Raw genomic sequence first — 19679 nt, 5'->3', positions numbered from 1 at the left:
ATAAAGTTAATAGTACGGGGGAATATGATTAAATGATAAAGGATTCTAGCGTTCAAGTTGAGGGTCAAGAAAAAGTTTGCTTAGATCAATGGGTAGCTCATTATCGAGCGTATGCAGCTAAGGGACGAAGCGCCAGTTATATTCCCGCTCTGGGGGAAATAAATGTATCGCAGTTAGGTATTTGTATAGTAAAGCCAGATGGAACAATGATAAAATCAGGAGATTGGGAGATACCTTTCACATTACAAAGTATATCAAAAGTAATCGGTTTTATAGCCGCTTGTTTAAGTCGCGGTATTTCTTATGTATTAGAACGAGTTGACGTAGAGCCAACTGGAGATGCCTTTAATTCAATTATTCGTTTAGAGATACATAAACCAGGAAAACCTTTTAATCCTATGATCAATGCTGGAGCAATTACGATAGCTTCACTTTTGCCAGGGACATCGGTGCAAGAAAAATTAGAATCTCTATACGTATTAATTGAAAAAATGATAGAGAAGCGTCCCGCTATTAATGAAATAGTATTTCAATCAGAATGGGAAACGGCTCATCGTAATAGAGCATTAGCATACTATTTAAAGGAGAATGGTTTTCTAGAATCAGATGTGGAGGAGACACTAGAGGTTTACCTAAAACAATGTTCGATTGAAATAAATACAGAAGATATTGCCTTAATAGGGCTTATACTAGCACATGATGGATATCATCCTATTCGCAAAGAACAAGTGCTCCCTAAAGAAGTAGCTAGGTTAACAAAAGCTTTAATGCTTACTTGTGGAATGTACAATGCTTCCGGAAAATTTGCTGCTTTCATTGGATTACCAGCTAAGAGTGGGGTATCGGGCGGAATTATGACACTTGTTCCCTCAAAATCTAGGAAGGATTTATCGTTTCAAGATGGATGTGGTATTGGTATTTACGGACCAGCCATTGATGAGTATGGGAATAGTTTACCAGGAATTATGTTGTTAGAACATATTGCAAAAGAATGGGATTTAAGTATATTTTAAAAAGGAGCACAGATATTTTGGTGTTAGAGCGAGTCCAAAAGTGTTCAGACCTTATATTGTGTCTGAACATTTTTGAGTTATAAAGTATGTTTCTAAAGTAGAAGGGTGTAATGAATACTCACAATCTATAATGCTTTCGTTTATATCTTATTTATCAGTTTTTGAAAAAAATAGAGTAAGTATTGTATTAATGCAAATAGGTTTGTATACTGACTGTTAGGCGAAAGTGAGAAGTGATTATTTTGAATCTTAGTAATTTAGTAAAAAAAGACATCTATATTCTCGTTTTAATGATACTTACAGTACCCTTAGTAGGTGAAATAAAGTCATTTCCTTTAAATGAAACATTTAGAATGAGCTTTGGCGCACCAACATTTTTCTTTTTTTTGTTATTGTTTCGACGAATTCCAGCATTTTTACCGGGTTTTTTAACAGCGATAGTCGTGGTAGTATTTCGTATCTCAATGGATGTCATTATAAAGGGAAATGTGGATTGGCTAGCCGCTTTTCATACTCACTATCCTAGTTTTTTCTTTTATTTTACTTATTCGTATCTCTTTCATTTAGCAAAAATCAAACGTTTTTATCATCAACCACTAATGATTGGTTTTATTGGTTGCATGATTGAAATACTGTCAGACTGTGTGGAATTAATGATTCAATATTTCGTATTAAAAACATCGATCACATCCGAGGCAATAAATGAGATCATTGTTATTGCATGTTCCCATAGTTTTATAGTTCTAAGCTTTTTCAATATGATGAAATTGTATGAAGCGCAATCAAGGGAGAGACATATAAAGAAGCAAAATGAACACATGCTCATGCTCATCTCTAATTTATATGAAGATGCTGTTCATTTAAAGAAAACATTACAAGATGCTGAGAATATAACAAAAAAATCCTATGATTTATATCAAACCTTAGACTCCTTTGAGCACAAACAGATGGATTTTCAGTTTGAGGATTTAAGGCAACAGGCATTACAAATTGCTGGTGAGGTCCATGACGTTAAAAAGGATAACCAACGTATTTTTGCGGGACTTTCAAAATTAATTTCTGATGAAAGTTTTACAGATTATATGTCTGTGCATGAACTAGTAAATATCATTATACGGGCAAATACGAAATATGCACGGTTGCTAGAGAAAGACATCCAATTTGTGTATAAAATTGATGGTGTGCATCCTCATTATCATATTTACACAATCTTATCTATTATAAATAATATCGTTACAAACGCTGTAGAAGCTATCCAAGGTATGGGAACCATCACAATTGACATTAATAAAGACCACCATTTTGTTGAATTTCAAATAGGCGATAATGGTCCTGGTATTTCTTCAAAATATAAAGATTCAATTTTTGAGCCTGGGTTTACTTCTAAATATGATGATTTAGGCAACCCATCGACAGGTATCGGATTATCGTATGTTAAAGAAATGGTCGCACAACTTGAAGGTGATGTTACGTTTGAGGACAGAACCGAAGGAAAAGGATCAATTTTTATAATTAGATTAGGGATTGATCATATAATTTCGAAAGGGTGATTCTATGTATTTTTATATAGTAGATGATGAAAAAGCGGTTCGCTCAATGTTGGCTCAAATTATCGAGGATGAAGATCTTGGGGAGGTTATAGGAGAAGCTGAGGATGGTTTATCTTTAGAGCAACAAATGGTAATCCTTAAAAATATAGACATTTTATTTATCGATTTGTTAATGCCGAATCAAGATGGAATAAAAACAATTCGTCAAATAAAGCCTTCGTTTAAAGGGAAAATCATCATGGTCTCTCAAGTAGAATCAAAAGAATTAATTGCTGAAGCTTATTCGCTTGGTGTTGAATACTATATTATTAAGCCAATTAACCGGATTGAAGTATTAACAGTTGTTCGGAAAGTCATTGAACGAATTCGTTTGGAAAAATCAATAAAAAACATTCAAGAATCGCTTAATATGGTACTAAAATTGGATAGTAATTCAATTGTGCAAGAAAAATACCGTAATGAAAAACATTTAAATACTTTCAATCATTTTCAAAATTCCATTCATTTTCTTTTGTCTGAATTAGGAATAGCCAGTGAAAGTGGAAGTAAAGATTTAATGGATATGCTAGATTATTTATATAAATATGAACAAGATAACACGTTGGAACAAGGCTTTCCCTCACTAAAAGAGATTTTTATGAATTTAGCTCAAAAAAAACTTGGGGATTCAGCTGAAGATGCCGAATTAAAAAGGTTCATAGAAGCTTCCAAACAACGGATTCGGAGAGCAATTTATCAATCATTAAACCATTTAGCATCCCTTGGACTTACTGATTTTTTAAACCCGAAGTTCGAAAATTATGCTTCTAGATTTTTTGATTTTACTACCGTAAGGAGAAAGATGACAGAATTGAATAATGAACCAACATTACCTGCTCGTATTGATACGAAAAAATTTATTCAAGTTCTTTATTTTGAAGCAAAACGAATACACTTGGAGTTAAGATAATAAACTCTTGCTAAGTATTATTTTCAATTGATAGATTGATAATTGTTTTCATGTTATTGGTTTTATATAGTTTTTCTAAGAGAGGATTTTCCTTTATTTCATATTGGTTTTAAAATCAGAAAATTCCGTATCGATTCGGTAGAAGTGTATGAACTTAAAACAAAAGAATATGTATTTTTTACACATTAATATTCATTAAAAAAAACGAGTATTTTCACAATAAAATATAAATACATAGTAAGTTGAATTGAAAAAAAGATGCTATCTTCTGGCATCTTTTTTTCTTTAAGAGGAAATATCATTGATCCTTATATTATTTGAAATTCAAATGCGGGCATATAAATAAGGGAAAAGGAGATAATATTTAACAAATTATAATTGGAAATGGTATTTTAGGTCAGAAATGTTTTTATACTAATTAGATTATTGGTACTAAATAAGCATAATGTCTCGCTTTTCTGCTCTTTAATCTTATCGTTATTTTTTATTAAGTACATATCGTTTTTTAGAAATCTCAATCCTAGCAGAGTATATAAATTGGGTGATAAAAATGTGGAACATAATTACTTCTTATCTTCCAGATTGGAAAGTCTTTGTACAAGCTTTTATCTTGTTTTTAATTCCGTATACTATCTCAAGATTTTTTCATTGGGTTCGTATGTCAGAGAAAGAGTGGGAAGAATGAGTTGGTGGAAGTCAAGAGACAAACAAGTGAAAAAAAATAATATTCAAAGTAAAACGAAACAAGAGCATAAACCATCTCAAAATACAAACGTTCATTTCACAAATGATTTTGCCTCTAACTTAGAACTTATAAAGCAACAAATCGGACATAATTCTGATGTTCGATTTCGGAAGTTTAATATTGGACGCACAGATATTCAGGCTGGGATCGTTTTTGTTGATGGTCTATCAGATAAAGAGATAATTGACAAACATATTATGAAATTACTAATGGATGATTTTTCTGATGAATATAAAAATGAATCTTCTTATGTGGAGGGGACTGTTTCAAAAGAATATATTAAAAATAAAGTTCTTACAATTAGTGAAGTAGCAGAAGTCCATTACATAAAAGATTTAATACCCAAAGTATTGATAGGTTCAACAGCTCTTTTAATTGATGGTTTAGCAGATGTGTTTATTCTTGGTGCAACAAAAGCAAATAAAAAGAAGCATTGAAGAACCAGTATCGGAGGCATTAGTCAGAGGGCCACGGGTCGGTTTTACTGAAGTATTAAGTGATAATACCTCACTTTTGCGACGACACTGTGCGGATGAGAGCTTATCATTAGTAAAGCTACCAGTAGGAGAACGTGCAAAGAAAGAGTTAGTCGTCGCATTTATTAAAGATCTTGCTAGTACAGAATTGGTGGATGAAATAAAAAACAGAATTCAGAAAATTGACATAGACAGTGTACTCGAATCTGGTTATATAGAGCAACTTATTGAAGATAATTATCTCAGTCCTTTTCCGCAGATTCAAAATACAGAACGACCTGATCGTGTTATTAGTGCTTTGATGGAAGGTCGAGTAGCTATTTTGTTAGATGGAACACCATTTGTTTTAATTGCTCCAGTTACATTTAGCATGCTGCTGCAATCACCAGAAGATTATTATGAAAGGTGGCTTCCTGGTACACTTCTCCGCTTATTACGCTTCATGACAGCTTTTGTTTCATTATTTGCTCCAGCACTGTATATTTCTTTCATTTCATTTCATCCAGGATTAATTCCCACTAAGCTCGCTATTTCTATTATCGGATCGCGAGAAGGAGTTCCTTTTCCCGCTTTAATAGAAGCGTTAATTATGGAAATAGCTATCGAAGTTTTACGAGAAGCAGGTTTACGTCTGCCTAAACCGATTGGACCGGCAATGGGAATTGTGGGCGGTTTAATAATTGGTCAGGCTGCCGTAGAAGCAGGAATTGTTAGTCCAATAATGGTTATTGTTGTTGCGGTAACAGCTATTTCTTCTTTTACTATTCCGCAATATAGTGTGGGAATTACGTTACGCATTCTTCGTTTTGTAGCTATGTTTTGTGCTGCGATATTTGGCTTGTATGGAGTTATTCTCTTCTTTCTTTTACTTTGCAGTCATTTAGTGAAACTGAAAAGTTTTGGCGTTCCTTATACCAGCCCTGCTGTTCCATATCGATTCAGTGACTGGAAAGATTTTATGGTTCGCATGCCATTAAAAATAATGAGACGTCGACCGAAAATAATGCATACCAAAAAAACTATCCGCAAAAGGTAGCTGATGACGAAAGGAAGTGGCCTTCAATGATTACTATACCTAAAGACCGAATAACAACTTCACAAGCAGTTGTTATTATTGTAAATTACATACTTGGGACAGGAATTCTTACTTTGCCCAGAGCATCTGTGGAAAAAGTGAAAACACCAGATGTATGGTTAAGTGTGATATTAGGTGGGATACTCGCAATGGTTTCAGGAGTAATTATGGTCAAATTAAGTCAGCAGTTTCCAGAAAAAACATTTTACCAATACAGTCAAGATATTGTAGGGAAATGGATAGGCAGATTGCTTAGTTTTCTTATTATAGGGTATTTTCTTACAACTTCAGCATTTCAAATTCGTTCAATGGCAGAAGTAATAAGCTTTTTTTTGCTCGAAGGAACCCCCACATGGGCTATTGTTATGCCTTTTATGTGGATAGGTCTCTATTTGATTATGGGTGGTATTAATTCAATTGCACGGATGTTTGAAATAATATTTCCTATTACTGTTTTTATTTTTTTAATCATTTCCTTTATGAGTATCGGAATATTCGAGATAGATAATCTCCGTCCCGTATTAGGTTTGGGAATTAAACCAGTGTTAGATGGGATAAAAACAACGTCTCTCGCATATACAGGTCCTGAAATTATGTTAATTCTTTTGGTATTTATGGAACAACGAAAGAAAGCAGTAAAAGCTATTTTAGTTGGAATTTCTATTCCGTTAATCTTTTATGTAATAACTGTTGTAATGGTCATTGGTGCATTATCAATTGATGGGGTTGTAACAAGAACATGGCCGACAATTGACCTTATGCGCAGTTTTGAAATTTCTGGTTTGATATTTGAACGTTTTGAATCTTTACTGCTTGTAATATGGATTATGCAAATATTTGCTACCTATACGATTAGTTACTATGCAGCTGCATTAGGATTAGCCCAACTCTTTAAAAAGAGTATTCATCCGTTTATTTTTGCTTTAATTCCAATCATTTACATCATTGCTATGACTTCGAAAAATATAAATGACTTGCTTAAATTGGGGGATATGCTCGGTAATGCTGCTTTATTTTTATTTGGTTTACTGCCACTGCTTCTTTTTATTATTACGCGATTAAAAGGAGGAGTAGTGTGAAACATAAATTTAATTATATGCGGTTCTATTTGGCTTTGTTATGGACGCTTTTGCTTCTATTTTTAACAGGGTGTTGGAGCAGTAAAGAAGTAGAAGAGTTGAGTTTAACTGCAGGTATAGCACTAGATAAAGGGAAGGATTCAACAATTGAGAAAGAGGATGAGGAAGGAGGTTATCCTAAAAGAAATATTATAACAGCTACTTATCAAATTGTTAGTTCGCAAGCACAAAGTAAAGGAAATGGACAACAAAAACGTTATATAAATGTTTCTGAGACCGGTGATTCCATTCATCAAATTGTTCGTGAGTTTTCATTGAAAAGAGAGAGCACAATGTTCAGCCCACATTTAAAAAACATTGTTATTAGTGATAGTCTTGTACGTACATACAGTTTAGAACAATTACTTGAACAGTATCTCCGTGACAATGAAGTTCGGCTTAGCTGTATGCTCTTAATTAGCAAGGGTCTAGCGAAGGAGGTACTGGAATCAAACAAAAAAGGAGAAATCCCAGCATTTCGTTTGTCTGGAATTGCAGATAATAGAAATAGAACAACAAGGATTGTACCTCCTGTATCGCTCGCTAAATTGGAAGGAAAGATGCGGTCAGGGTCCAGTTTTCTTTTGCAAAATGTAATCTCGATAAAAGGAGAAACAAAATTTGCTGGAGCTGCTGTAATTAAAGGAAAGACAAAAAAGTTGATGGGCTTTTTAAATGAACAGGAATTGGAAGGAGTAGTATGGATAAACGGAAAAAGGAATGGTGGTGTGTTAAAAACTTTTGATAAAGAATCAAAGAAACTCATTATATACGAAATAAAGTCAATAAAAAGCAAAATCATACCACATGTTAACGGAAATAATATTTCCTTTGATGTAAACATTGAATCAGAAGGGCGTTTGTCTGAAAATTGGATACAATCAGGAAAAGATTTTGAAAATGAATTTTTAAAAAGGGAAGAAAAAGCTATTGAAAAAGAAGTAAAGCACTTAGTACATCATGTTACAAAAAAAATACAAAAAGAATACCAAGTCGATATTGCGGGTTTTGGCAACCAATTAAGAATTAAACACCCGAGAACATGGGAGAAAGTCAAAAAAAATTGGGATCAAACATTTAGTAAGGTACCGATTAAATATCATATAAATGTAACTATACAAGATTATGGAGCGTCAAGTTTAAAACGGTGAGATACCTTAATTGAAATTATATTTGCATCAAAACAAAAAGTTACAAAAATTTTAATTTAAAAATTTTTGTAACTTTTTGTTTTTTTATGTCCTTCTTATTATAGATTAAAGAAATGATTTTATCCCGCTATTTGCCGGGCAGTAAGACCCCCACCTCAAAATTCAGCGAAAGCAAAGAAGTTATTAGAGGTATATGTAAGCTCTATATAGGAAGGAGAATTTTGAAATTCTATTGATAAACCAAGTAATTGTAATAGCCCTTATTTAGAATAATAATTTCAAAATCAATAAAATTTAGAGTAGAAGGAGCAAGAGCAAATTATTATGAATAAACAAATAGGATTCATCGGATGTGGAAACATGGGTATTGCTATGATAGGTGGGATGATAAAAAAAAATATAGTTTCTCCAGATCAAATAATTTGTTCAGATTTAAACGTCATTAATTTAAAAAATGCTAGTAATGAATATGGCATAACTATAACTACTAACAACAATGAAGTCGCTAACAGTGCTGACATTTTAATTTTATCAATCAAACCAGATTTATACTCATCGGTAATTAACCAAATAAAAGATCAAATAAAAAATGATGTAATCGTTGTAACTATTGCTGCAGGAAAAAGTATTAAGAGCACTGAGAATGAATTTGGTAGAAAGTTAAAGGTTGTTAGAGTAATGCCTAATACACCGGCACTTGTTGGAGAAGGAATGTCTGCGTTATGTTTTAATGAAATGGTTACAGAAAAAGATATAAAAGAGGTACTGAACATATTTAATATTTTCGGCCAGACGGAGGTCATAAATGAAAAACTAATGGATGTTGTTACATCTATTAGTGGTTCTTCTCCAGCATATGTGTATATGTTTATAGAAGCCATGGCAGATGCTGCTGTACTTGGCGGTATGCCGAGAAAACAAGCTTATAAATTTGCGGCTCAGGCTGTATTAGGTTCTGCAAAAATGGTATTGGAAACAGGAATACATCCAGGTGAATTGAAGGATATGGTTTGTTCTCCAAGTGGAACGACGATAGAAGCTGTAGTAACGCTAGAAGAAAAAGGTTTAAGAACAGCTATCATTTCAGCTATGAAACGTTGTACGCAAAAATCTATGGAAATGTCTAGTTTAACTAGTAAGTGAGAAGCGAATTTATATAATATTTCAAATCTATTTAATGTAAAAGAAATATTATGAGGCTAGTTAATAACTAAGTAAATTTATATACAACACTAACGAGAAGAACCAACCTTATTTTAAAGGGGATACAGAAAATATGAGTAATTTACTAAAAAAGAAATCCGTTACACAATTGTTAGAGCATAATCAAAGCAAGACTTTAACGAAAACATTAGGAGCATTTGATTTAATTATGTTAGGGGTAGGCTCGATAGTTGGAACGGGTGTTCTTGTGTTAACTGGATTAGTAGCAGCAAGAAATGCTGGTCCAGCAGTTGTTTTTTCATTTATACTTGCAGCAATTATATGTGGATTTATAGCATTATGTTACGCTGAAATTGCTTCTACACTCCCGGCGTCTGGTAGTGTATATACGTACTCATATGCAACAATTGGTGAGTTTGTTGCTCATCTAGTAGGTTGGTCATTGCTGTTAATATATATCGTGGCAACAGCAGCTGTCGCTGCTGGATGGACAGGCTATTTCCACAATTTAATAAAGGGATTTGGATTAGAGATACCTAAAGCTCTAGTAACGATTCCTTCGCATGGTGGTATTGTGAATCTACCAGCAGTAATTATTACATTGATATTGGCATGGATGTTATCTCGTGGTACGAGAGAAAGTAAACGAATCAATAATATAATGGTATTGATTAAAATTGGAATGATTTTGTTGTTTATTACGGTTGGTATATTCTATGTAAAACCAATGAACTGGATACCAATTGCACCATACGGTTTAAGTGGAGTTTTTACGGGTGGAGCAGCTATTTTATTCGCTTTTACGGGTTTTGATATATTAGCAACTTCAGCAGAAGAAGTAAAAGATCCGAAACGTAATCTTCCCATCGGTATTATTGCATCATTAATCATATGTACAATTATTTATGTTATGGTATGCCTTGTTATGACAGGAATGGTTTCCTATAAAGAATTAAATGTTCCTGAGGCAATGGCTTATGTAATGGAAGTTGTAGGACAAGGAAAAGTCGCTGGTGCAATTGCTGCAGGTGCTGTAATTGGCCTTATGGCTGTTATTTTTTCCAATATGTATGCGGCAACACGAGTATTCTTTGCAATGAGTCGTGATGGATTGTTACCGAAATCATTTGCGAAAGTTAATAAGAAAACTGGAGCACCCACTTTTATAACTGGATTAGCAGGAATAGGGAGCTCTATAATAGCTGGGTTTATTGATTTGAAAGAATTAGTTAATTTAGTTAATATCGGTAGTTTGGTGACATTTGCGTTAGTTTGTCTATCAGTTATTATCCTTCGTAAATCACACCCAAATTTAAAACGTGGATTTATGGTACCTTTTGTACCTGTATTACCATGCGTTGCAATTGTATGCTGTGTGTTTTTAATGCTAAATTTACCGTTAAGGACATGGGTGTACTTTAGTATTTGGATTACTATTGGGGTAGTAGTATATTTCCTTTATTCGATAAAATACAGTAATTTAAATGAGGAAACGATCTCGAAATTACATGATAAAATTGCGAGATAATAACGATCGAAAATTTTATTAATAATCATATTGATAGTTGAGTAACATAGGAAACAGTTTTTTGACATTTAGCAAGAGATAAAATAAGAGATGCTAGGGCAGCTAAGTACTTTTTTAGAAACCTTGCTTGTTTTTTACGATTTAACACTGCTAAGGAGAGAGAAGTATGAGTGAATTGCATTTTATGAGTATAGAAGAATTGGATAATAAATTGAAAAAATCTGACAGTGGTATTTATTTCATTAAAGACTATAATGACAATATTATTTATGTAGGCAAGGCTTTTAGTATAAAAAGTAGAGTATTAGCTCATTTTAATAGTTATTCCAATATTGAGGAATATGTACATTTATTTAATAAAGTAGCGTATCTCATTGAAGATAGTTTGTTAAAACGCTCTTTGTTACAAGTTACTTATATGATTAAATATAGACCAGTATTAAACAAAGAAGTACAAAAAGAATTCCCAGAGTTGTATACTCAATACATTAAGCAGACAAATAAAAAATCTATGTTGTTAGAAATTGATAAAGCTAAAGAAAAGGGGGATGAGTTAAAGAATAAATTAGTAAAATTAGTGGGTGGAAAAACTATGTTTTATGACATAATTTCTCTGTTAAACAATGGATATAACTATCATATCCTCGCAAAAGTATTGAGCATAGAACTTCAAACTTTAATTATAATGAAAGAATACCGAAAAAAATTCCCGATACCACATAATTATAAGAGGACAATAAAACATCAAGATATAATGTATGCTTTATCTGGAAAAAAGAATTTAAGTACTTCAAGGTTAAACACTTAACTTTAAAGTAGTAAATTCGTTGCTTTTGTAGCTTTTATTGTTATATTGAAATGCAATGTACATTTGTGTTTCAAATTTAATTGGTGGAATAAGGGGAGGGAAAGGGTTCCTATAAAAATACTGGAATAAATTAGGTTGATCATGCATAAATAGCATAATTAGGCACATGTTATTTATAAATATTCAAAGATACGAAAGTGATACAAATGAAATTCTTATTTCTGCTACTACAAGTACTATTGAGCAAATGAAGTATGAAATTGCTTTTGAACTAGGAGTCACACTGGGACCTGATACATCACATCATCTGCAAATGGTTCGGATCGGTGGAGAGATTACAAAACGCTTAGTTCGAATGGCTGAAAAACAGTTAACAGGTCAATACAGACTACACTAAGAAAATAATCCGTATATATACGGATTATTTTTCCTTTAATTTACAAAAAAATAAATTTCGGAATTGAAAAAACCTCTCAGATTCCTTTGTAATGATGTTTTTTAGTTATGTTAATGACGTAGGTATCGAAAGGTGATAAATTCGATACGAGCGATGTATGAACCCTTTAAAGAGTTTTGGTGTTATTTGCAATTTTAATTCCATAATACTTAAGCCGATATAATAAAATGTTTTATGTCTAAATCGATATAAAGGAATAGTTTTTAAGTGATATTTCTTTTTTTATAGAATAAGCAAAACCTGATATTGTAGTAAGAATTGTTTTGATGTCAATTTACTGTGCACCTTGGTTATTGAAGTTTTTGGTTGATTAACAACTATTGTATTTGGAAATTAATAATAAGTTTATCTCGCTATTTGCCCGGCAGTAAGACCTCCACCTCAAAATTCAGCGGAAGCAAAGAAGTTAGGTGGGGGGCGGGCTGCCCGTAAAAGCCCGATTGGTATGGGCTAATAATCAGTGGGGGATGAACAAAACCCCCACTGATTAAAGTTTCACTTTATGTGATGCGGTAATAAAACTAGCTAGTTTGCTATTTTTAGTATTTGTAAAGTCTATATATTTTTTCCTCTTTTGTGGAAAGTAAAACTAATGTTACGACCAGTAATATAGTGTCATTTTTTGAATATTCCATTCGTTTTTTATTTTTAGTTGATGAAAAGACCTTTCTCTCAATTAAATGTTTAATTGAATCCTTGAATTTCCTCTACCTTGTATTTTTCAAAGCATAGTGCTTCAAAAATAGCCGTATCGCTTTCATCTGTTTCCAATTTCACAACTTCTTTATTATCTTTTTCTAAAATTTGGAGCAAAATAGTTTTTCAGTTTCACATGTAAATTAGCAGTATTTATTTCTTGAATTCAATTTGTAGAAAGGATTGAATTGGAACTTTGACTGTTATTTCTTGCGGTGGTACAGTATCTCCTGTTACTTTCGCTTTATTTTAAATCTTTTTCCAGCGTGGTCCTCGCATTGACTACCACTGTATTTTGTAGTACTTCACTATTTTCTCAAGTTCAATAATTATATTTTGTAGAATTAAGAAAAGAACTTAGCTTATTTCCTTTACTTATCTTATCTACTCTGATATTTAGATGCTAACTACAATTAAATAATATATGATTTTTATAAAAAAGATATAGTAATATTTTGTTGTGAATTGTACTAATTTGATATTTTATAGTATTATTTGTCGTGAATTATATATAACAGAATATATTTTATGGATCTATAAAGGAGAATGTAATGAATACTTCTATCGATATACAACACTTGTGTGATCTTGCACATAAAGCATTTAATGCCCCTGTACATATTTTATCTGCAGACAGAAAAATTTTATATCATTCTACATCTGATAATGTTTGTAGTCCTTTTTATTCTTCAAAAGAAGAACATCTTACTGATATTTATCAAGAAAACGATCCCTTTAACTTGCCACTTTTCCGAAGTAACAACTATCTTGAAAATTTTGTTCTAATTCATATAGAAAATCATGATGATATTAAAGGGACTATTATAATCGGTCCTACTATACATTCAAAAGATTCAGATGATATGATCATAAAATTTCAGAAAGAATTTAAATCAAATGATAACATTCAAGAAAGACTTGCCTATTATCAGTGTTTATCTGAGATTAAAAAAACTACATTAATTGATATGGGAATTTTATTACATTACATGATTTTCAATGAAAAGTTAGATGTAGATATTGTCTTGGAAAAAAATAAAGTACTAGAGGAAGTTCCTAATAAAATTGTGAAACCGGATTTATATATTTTAAAACGCCGACAAAACAAACCTAAAACGCACAATATGGCATTAGTAAATGATTTCTTTTCGACTATTAAAGAAGGAAATAAAAAAAAGTTAATACAGTATATGTATGCGGTTTCGCAAGAAGATGTTGAACTTATGCTAATAGAGGATCCGCTCAGGAATCAAAAAAACCTTGGAATTATTGCGATTACCTTAGCCACTCGATATGCAATAGAAGGAAACCTGCCACCAGATATTGCTTTTGCCCATAGTATTTTATATATACAAACCCTAGAACAATTAGATAATGTAGAATCTGTAAAGCGATTATCAGGGGACGCTTTACGTACCTTTGCAGATCGTGTGAAAGAATACAATGCAAAAAAGTATTCTTACGCGGTTACTACATGTATAAAACATATTAATAAAAATGTTTACGATGGAATATCTCTGAATGAACTTGCTAATCATTTAGAAATTACGCCTACTTATCTGTCTAAACTATTTAAAAAAGAAATGGGAATTACTTTAAGCGAATATATTCAAAGGGAAAGAGTGGAAGAAGCAAAAAAATTATTAACACTCACTACTTATTCGTTATCAGATATCTGTGCGTGGCTTAACTTTAATGACCAAAGTTATTTTATAAGAGTTTTCAAAAAAATCACTAGTATGACTCCTAGGCAGTACCGTGAAAAATATACAGTAATATAAGCTTGTTATCCGCTGTCTTCAATGTAAAGACTTAAACATGGGTATAAGTATCCCAAAAAATGAAAATACACTAACCATTATTTTGTTAAAGAAAACAAAAAGACAGAAGGCTGCAAAGTGTTCCAAGGAAGCTTTGCAGCTTTTTTGTAATTTAAAACCTATGTTTATAACGATGATAAGTTTATAGACTAATATCTTCATACTGAATATTTGTTAATAATGATATTAGGATGTTTTGTGAAAAAATCAACAATATAACATATATTACTAAATATATCTACATTTTATGCAATTATACATAACTAAATAAAGGTAAAAAAGTATAAAAAGACCTATTATATTATTCTATAAGTATTTTTTCTAAAATAAAATTTCTCGGTTGAGCTAAAATAGTTATTTTTAACCGTATACACATTAATTTGTAATCATTACAATTACAGAAATGAAATTTACGGATAACTATATTTGTATAATTTTTTTCGGTTCATATTTTTATTTAACAGTAAATTATCGATCGTAATCGACAAAATTTTTCTATTTACGCATTAAAAATTTAATGTTTTAATGAACAACATAACTGGTATGACCAGACAGAAAGGATAAGGTTACGCTAATAGGAATTATAGTGAAGTTGTAAGTAACATTATGTTGAAAATATTTTTCGAATAGTCTATTTATTTACAAGAGGTCAAGAATCAAGTTTGTAATAAACGTGTTCTAAGTTTCTGCATAACAAAAGTGAAGTTATTCCGCAATAAAAGTATAAGCGATGTACAGTATAATTTTACCTTTTTTAGTCTAGTAAGGAGTTTGCTGATAAAACTAAGAGTAATATTATTAAATTTAAATTAAACAATGTTATGGCAAGATTAACTGTAAGCATTGGTTTATTGATTCTCGCGGTTCTGTAAGTTAAACCGCAATTCTAGGGAAGAATTACACATTTACTATTCATAGGGTGCTTGATTCAAATATAGTTAATAAATTTTTGTTATTTATATTTGAAAAAATAGAGTATCGAAGTGAGAGGTAAGTAAAATCCTTACATTCTATTAGAAGTAAAAAATAACGATATTATCCTATCTGAAAGATTTCTCCTTCTTAATCAGTTTACAAAGAGAGAGGTCATACAAGTTATATGAATTAAGTTATAAAAACAATGGTAAAGGAGTGTACGGAATGAAAACTAAAATAATTACAGGATTATTAGTCACATCCATTGTAACTGGAGGAAATATTCCTATCAATACTCTCGCAACACCAATCGTTCAAGCAGAAACTCAACAGGAAGGCATGGATATTTCCTCTTCATTACGAAAATTAGGTGCGCAATCTAAATTAATCCAAACGTATATTGATCAATCTTTAATGAGTCCTAATGTACAGTTAGAGGAAGTCACAGCTTTAAATACAAATCAATTCCTAATCAAACAAGATATGAAGGAATGGTCATCGGAACTCTATCCACAGTTAATTCTATTAAATTCAAAAAGCAAAGGATTTGTAACAAAATTTAATAGCTATTACCCGACATTAAAATCGTTTGTAGACAATAAAGAAGATAGAGAAGGGTTTTCGGATAGACTTGAAGTACTTCAAGAAATGGCTATGACGAATCAAGAAAATACGCAACGGCAAATCAATGAATTAACAGATCTTAAATTACAGCTTGATAAAAAATTAAAAGATTTTGATACCAATGTGGCAACTGCGCAAGGCATACTAAGTACAGATGGAACAGGAAAAATAGATCAGTTAAAAAATGAAATATTAAATACAAAAAAAGCAATTCAAAATGATTTACAGCAAATTGCATTAATACCAGGGGCTTTAAATGAACAGGGATTTGCTATATTCAAAGAAGTTTATAGTCTTTCAAAAGAAATTATTGAACCAGCTGCGCAAGCAGGGGTGGCAGCATATAACAAAGGAAAAGAAATTAACAACTCTATTCTAGAAGCTGAGAAAAAAGCAGTGCAAGAAGCAACAGAGCAAGGTAAAACGGCTCTAGAGATTGAATCAGCAAAAAAAGCAGCTCGTGAAGCAATTGAGAAAAGCAAACAAGGTGAAATAGCAGCCGCAGCCGCAGCAAAAACACAAGAGTATGACCTGATGAAGGTCATTGATACCGAAAAGATTAAGAAAACATTTGGCGTTTTTGCTGAAGTAAATAAATTAACAGCAGAACAGCGAGCATATTTAGATGATTTAGAGAAACAAAATCAAAAAATATATGATTTAACAACGAAATTATCAATAGCTGATTTACAAAAATCAATGCTTCTTCTTACACAAAATGATTTGCATACGTTTGCAAATCAAATAGATGTAGAACTTGATCTACTAAAGCGCTATAAAGAAGATTTAAATCTAATAAAAAATAGCATTACAAAATTATCTACTAATGTTGATACAACTAGCGAGCAGTCTCAAAAAGATACATTAAGACAATTAAAAAATGTAATAAGTTACCTTGAAGAACAAGTATATAAATTTTAATATTGCGTTTTTTAGGAATTCATAAAGATTATAAGCATTTAGCGAAAGAAGGAGAATAGTCATGAAAAAATTTCCATTCAAAGTACTAACTTTAGCTACATTAGCAACTGTTATAACTGCTACTACCGGTAACACTATTCATGCATTTGCACAAGAAACGACCGCTCAAGAACAAAAAGTAGGCAATTATGCATTAGGCCCCGAAGGACTGAAGAAAGCATTAGCTGAAACAGGGTCTCATATTCTAGTAATGGATTTATACGCAAAAACAATGATTAAGCAACCAAATGTAAATTTATCTAATATCGATTTAGGCTCAGAGGGGGGAGAGTTGCTCAAAAATATTCACCTTAATCAAGAGCTGTCACGAATCAATGCGAATTACTGGTTAGATACAGCGAAGCCACAGATTCAAAAAACTGCTCGTAATATTGTAAATTACGATGAACAATTTCAAAATTATTACGACACATTAGTAGAAACTGTACAAAAGAAAGATAAGGCAGGTCTAAAAGAGGGTATAAATGATTTAATTACTACAATCAATACAAATTCAAAAGAAGTTACAGATGTGATTAAGATGCTACAAGACTTCAAAGGGAAACTATATCAAAATTCTACAGATTTTAAAAATAATGTTGGTGGTCCAGATGGGAAAGGTGGATTAACTGCAATATTAGCAGGTCAACAGGCAACGATTCCACAACTTCAAGCTGAAATTGAGCAACTTCGTTCTACTCAGAAAAAACATTTTGATGATGTATTAGCATGGTCAATTGGTGGTGGATTGGGAGCAGCTATTTTAGTTATTGCAGCTATTGGAGGAGCGGTCGTTATTGTTGTAACTGGCGGTACAGCAACACCGGCTGTTGTTGGTGGACTCTCGGCTCTTGGTGCAGCTGGTATTGGTTTAGGAACAGCGGCTGGTGTCACAGCATCTAAGCATATGGACTCCTATAATGAAATTTCTAACAAAATCGGAGAATTAAGTATGAAAGCAGATCGTGCTAATCAAGCAGTTCTTTCGCTTACTAACGCGAAAGAAACATTGGCATATTTATATCAGACTGTAGATCAAGCGATATTGTCTCTAACAAATATTCAAAAGCAATGGAATACAATGGGCGCAAATTATACAGATTTACTGGATAATATCGATTCTATGGAAGACCACAAATTCTCTTTAATACCAGATGATTTAAAAGCCGCTAAAGAAAGTTGGAATGATATTCATAAAGATGCAGAATTCATTTCAAAAGATATTGCTTTTAAACAGGAGTAGAACTGAAATATAAAACCTAAATTGGAGGAAAATGAAATGATAAAAAAAATCCCTTATAAATTACTCGCTGTATCGACGCTATTAACTATTACAACTGCTAATGTAGTTTCACCAGTAACAACTTTTGCAAGTGAAATTGAACAAACGAACAATGGAGATACGGTTGTTTCTGCAAATGAAGCGAGAATGAAAGAGACCTTGCAAAAGGCTGGATTATTTGCAAAATCTATGAATGCCTATTCTTATATGTTAATTAAGAATCCTGATGTGAATTTTGAGGGAATTACCATTAATGGATATGTAGATTTACCTGGTAGAATCGTACAAGATCAAAAGAATGCAAGGGCACATGCTGTTACTTGGGATACGAAAGTAAAAAAACAGCTTTTAGATACATTGAATGGTATTGTTGAATACGATACAACATTTGACAATTATTATGAAACAATGGTAGAAGCGATTAATACAGGGGATGGAGAAACTTTAAAAGAAGGGATTACAGATTTGCGAGGTGAAATTCAACAAAATCAAAAGTATGCACAACAACTAATAGAAGAATTAACTAAATTAAGAGACTCTATTGGACATGATGTTAGAGCTTTTGGAAGTAATAAAGAGCTCTTGCAGTCAATTTTAAAAAATCAAGGTGCAGATGTTGATGCCGATCAAAAGCGTCTAGAAGAAGTATTAGGATCAGTAAACTATTATAAACAATTAGAATCTGATGGGTTTAATGTAATGAAGGGTGCTATTTTGGGTCTACCAATAATTGGCGGTATTATAGTCGGAGTAGCAAGGGATAATTTAGGTAAGTTAGAGCCTTTATTAGCAGAATTACGTCAGACCGTGGATTATAAAGTAACCTTAAATCGTGTAGTTGGAGTTGCTTACAGTAATATTAATGAAATGCACAAGGCGCTTGATGATGCTATTAACGCTCTTACTTATATGTCCACGCAGTGGCATGATTTAGATTCTCAATATTCGGGCGTTCTAGGGCATATTGAGAATGCAGCTCAAAAAGCCGATCAAAATAAATTTAAATTCTTAAAGCCTAATTTAAATGCAGCGAAAGACAGTTGGAAAACATTACGAACAGATGCTGTTACATTAAAAGAAGGAATAAAGGAATTAAAAGTGGAAACTGTTACTCCACAAAAATAGGGAAATATTAATTCTGTTGTAAAGTGAACTAAAACATGGAAAGTCTATGATTACACTGTTAAACAGAAAAGTAATAATTAATAAATCCTTATATAACAGAAAGGCGGAGTCTCATTAAAGACTTCGCCTTTCAATTATATATAAGTATGATTCGAATAAAAAATAACCTTGTAGTTTAATTGCTTTTTTTAAATTTGCAACAGAATCGGTTAATTTGAAGTAG

At 32.1% G+C, this 19679-nt stretch carries 14 protein-coding genes and 1 pseudogene; 14 read left to right on the top strand and 1 reads right to left on the bottom strand.

What is annotated here, in order from left to right:
- Window positions 1–32: 32 nt before the first annotated feature.
- The 10 genes and pseudogenes from glsA (at window position 33) to BC_RS15550 (ending at window position 11974) form a co-directional block, all read left to right on the top strand.
- The gene (gene glsA, locus BC_RS15595) at window positions 33–1013 is read left to right on the top strand and encodes a glutaminase GlsA (protein ID WP_000588648.1); all 981 of its coding nucleotides are present in this window, start codon (window positions 33–35) and stop codon (window positions 1011–1013) included.
- A gap of 233 nt (window positions 1014–1246) precedes the next feature.
- Window positions 1247–2563, top strand: coding sequence for a sensor histidine kinase (locus BC_RS15590; protein WP_000584807.1), 1317 nt, complete (start codon window positions 1247–1249; stop codon window positions 2561–2563).
- A gap of 4 nt (window positions 2564–2567) precedes the next feature.
- Window positions 2568–3512 carry a response regulator gene (locus BC_RS15585; RefSeq protein WP_000274087.1) on the top strand — a complete coding sequence of 315 codons (945 nt, stop codon included), beginning with the start codon at window positions 2568–2570 and terminating at the stop codon, window positions 3510–3512.
- 681 nt (window positions 3513–4193) lie between these two features.
- A pseudogene (locus BC_RS15580) lies at window positions 4194–5769 on the top strand (spore germination protein).
- Between the two features lie 26 nt (window positions 5770–5795).
- On the top strand, window positions 5796–6887 hold the full coding sequence (locus tag BC_RS15575) for a spore germination protein (protein WP_000628605.1): 1092 nt from the start codon (window positions 5796–5798) through the stop codon (window positions 6885–6887).
- A complete protein-coding gene (locus tag BC_RS15570; RefSeq protein WP_000680791.1) occupies window positions 6884–8077 on the top strand; it encodes a Ger(x)C family spore germination protein in 1194 nt (397 codons plus the stop codon). Before BC_RS15575 ends, BC_RS15570 begins: the two co-directional genes overlap by 4 nt.
- Window positions 8078–8401: 324 nt before the next feature.
- Complete coding sequence (gene proC / locus BC_RS15565) at window positions 8402–9220, top strand: pyrroline-5-carboxylate reductase (protein WP_001041291.1); 819 nt, start codon at window positions 8402–8404, stop codon at window positions 9218–9220.
- 133 nt (window positions 9221–9353) lie between these two features.
- Window positions 9354–10769 (top strand): amino acid permease, encoded by a 1416-nt coding sequence (locus BC_RS15560; protein ID WP_000067451.1) that lies wholly within the window; start codon window positions 9354–9356, stop codon window positions 10767–10769.
- 166 nt (window positions 10770–10935) lie between these two features.
- Entirely contained in the window at window positions 10936–11577 is a 642-nt protein-coding gene (locus tag BC_RS15555) for an excinuclease ABC subunit C (protein ID WP_001292165.1), read from the top strand.
- A 166-nt stretch (window positions 11578–11743) separates the two neighbouring features.
- Complete coding sequence (locus BC_RS15550; RefSeq protein WP_000897399.1) at window positions 11744–11974, top strand: alpha/beta-type small acid-soluble spore protein; 231 nt, start codon at window positions 11744–11746, stop codon at window positions 11972–11974.
- Window positions 11975–12718: 744 nt separating this feature from the next.
- On the opposite strand, the gene BC_RS15545 is transcribed toward BC_RS15550, so the two are convergent.
- A complete protein-coding gene (locus tag BC_RS15545; protein ID WP_000939298.1) occupies window positions 12719–12847 on the bottom strand; it encodes a hypothetical protein in 129 nt (42 codons plus the stop codon).
- A 434-nt stretch (window positions 12848–13281) separates the two neighbouring features.
- Between BC_RS15545 and BC_RS15540 the strand changes: the two genes are divergently transcribed.
- From BC_RS15540 to hblB, 4 genes are all read left to right on the top strand, one after another.
- A complete protein-coding gene (locus BC_RS15540; protein WP_001097917.1) occupies window positions 13282–14511 on the top strand; it encodes a helix-turn-helix domain-containing protein in 1230 nt (409 codons plus the stop codon).
- Between the two features lie 1179 nt (window positions 14512–15690).
- Window positions 15691–17010 (top strand): hemolytic enterotoxin HBL lytic component L2, encoded by a 1320-nt coding sequence (gene hblC, locus BC_RS15535; RefSeq protein ID WP_000850151.1) that lies wholly within the window; start codon window positions 15691–15693, stop codon window positions 17008–17010.
- Window positions 17011–17071: 61 nt separating this feature from the next.
- Window positions 17072–18292 carry a hemolytic enterotoxin HBL lytic component L1 gene (gene hblD, locus BC_RS15530; RefSeq protein ID WP_000714434.1) on the top strand — a complete coding sequence of 407 codons (1221 nt, stop codon included), beginning with the start codon at window positions 17072–17074 and terminating at the stop codon, window positions 18290–18292.
- Between the two features lie 36 nt (window positions 18293–18328).
- The gene (hblB, locus tag BC_RS15525; RefSeq protein ID WP_000591980.1) at window positions 18329–19456 is read left to right on the top strand and encodes a hemolysin BL binding component B; all 1128 of its coding nucleotides are present in this window, start codon (window positions 18329–18331) and stop codon (window positions 19454–19456) included.
- Window positions 19457–19679: the final 223 nt, after the last annotated feature.

This window comes from Bacillus cereus ATCC 14579 (genome assembly GCF_000007825.1).
Classification (GTDB): Bacteria; Bacillota; Bacilli; order Bacillales; family Bacillaceae_G; genus Bacillus_A; species Bacillus_A cereus.
The sequence above is the reverse complement of the archived record's forward strand: the minus strand, read 5'-3'. Positions and strand labels throughout refer to the sequence as shown.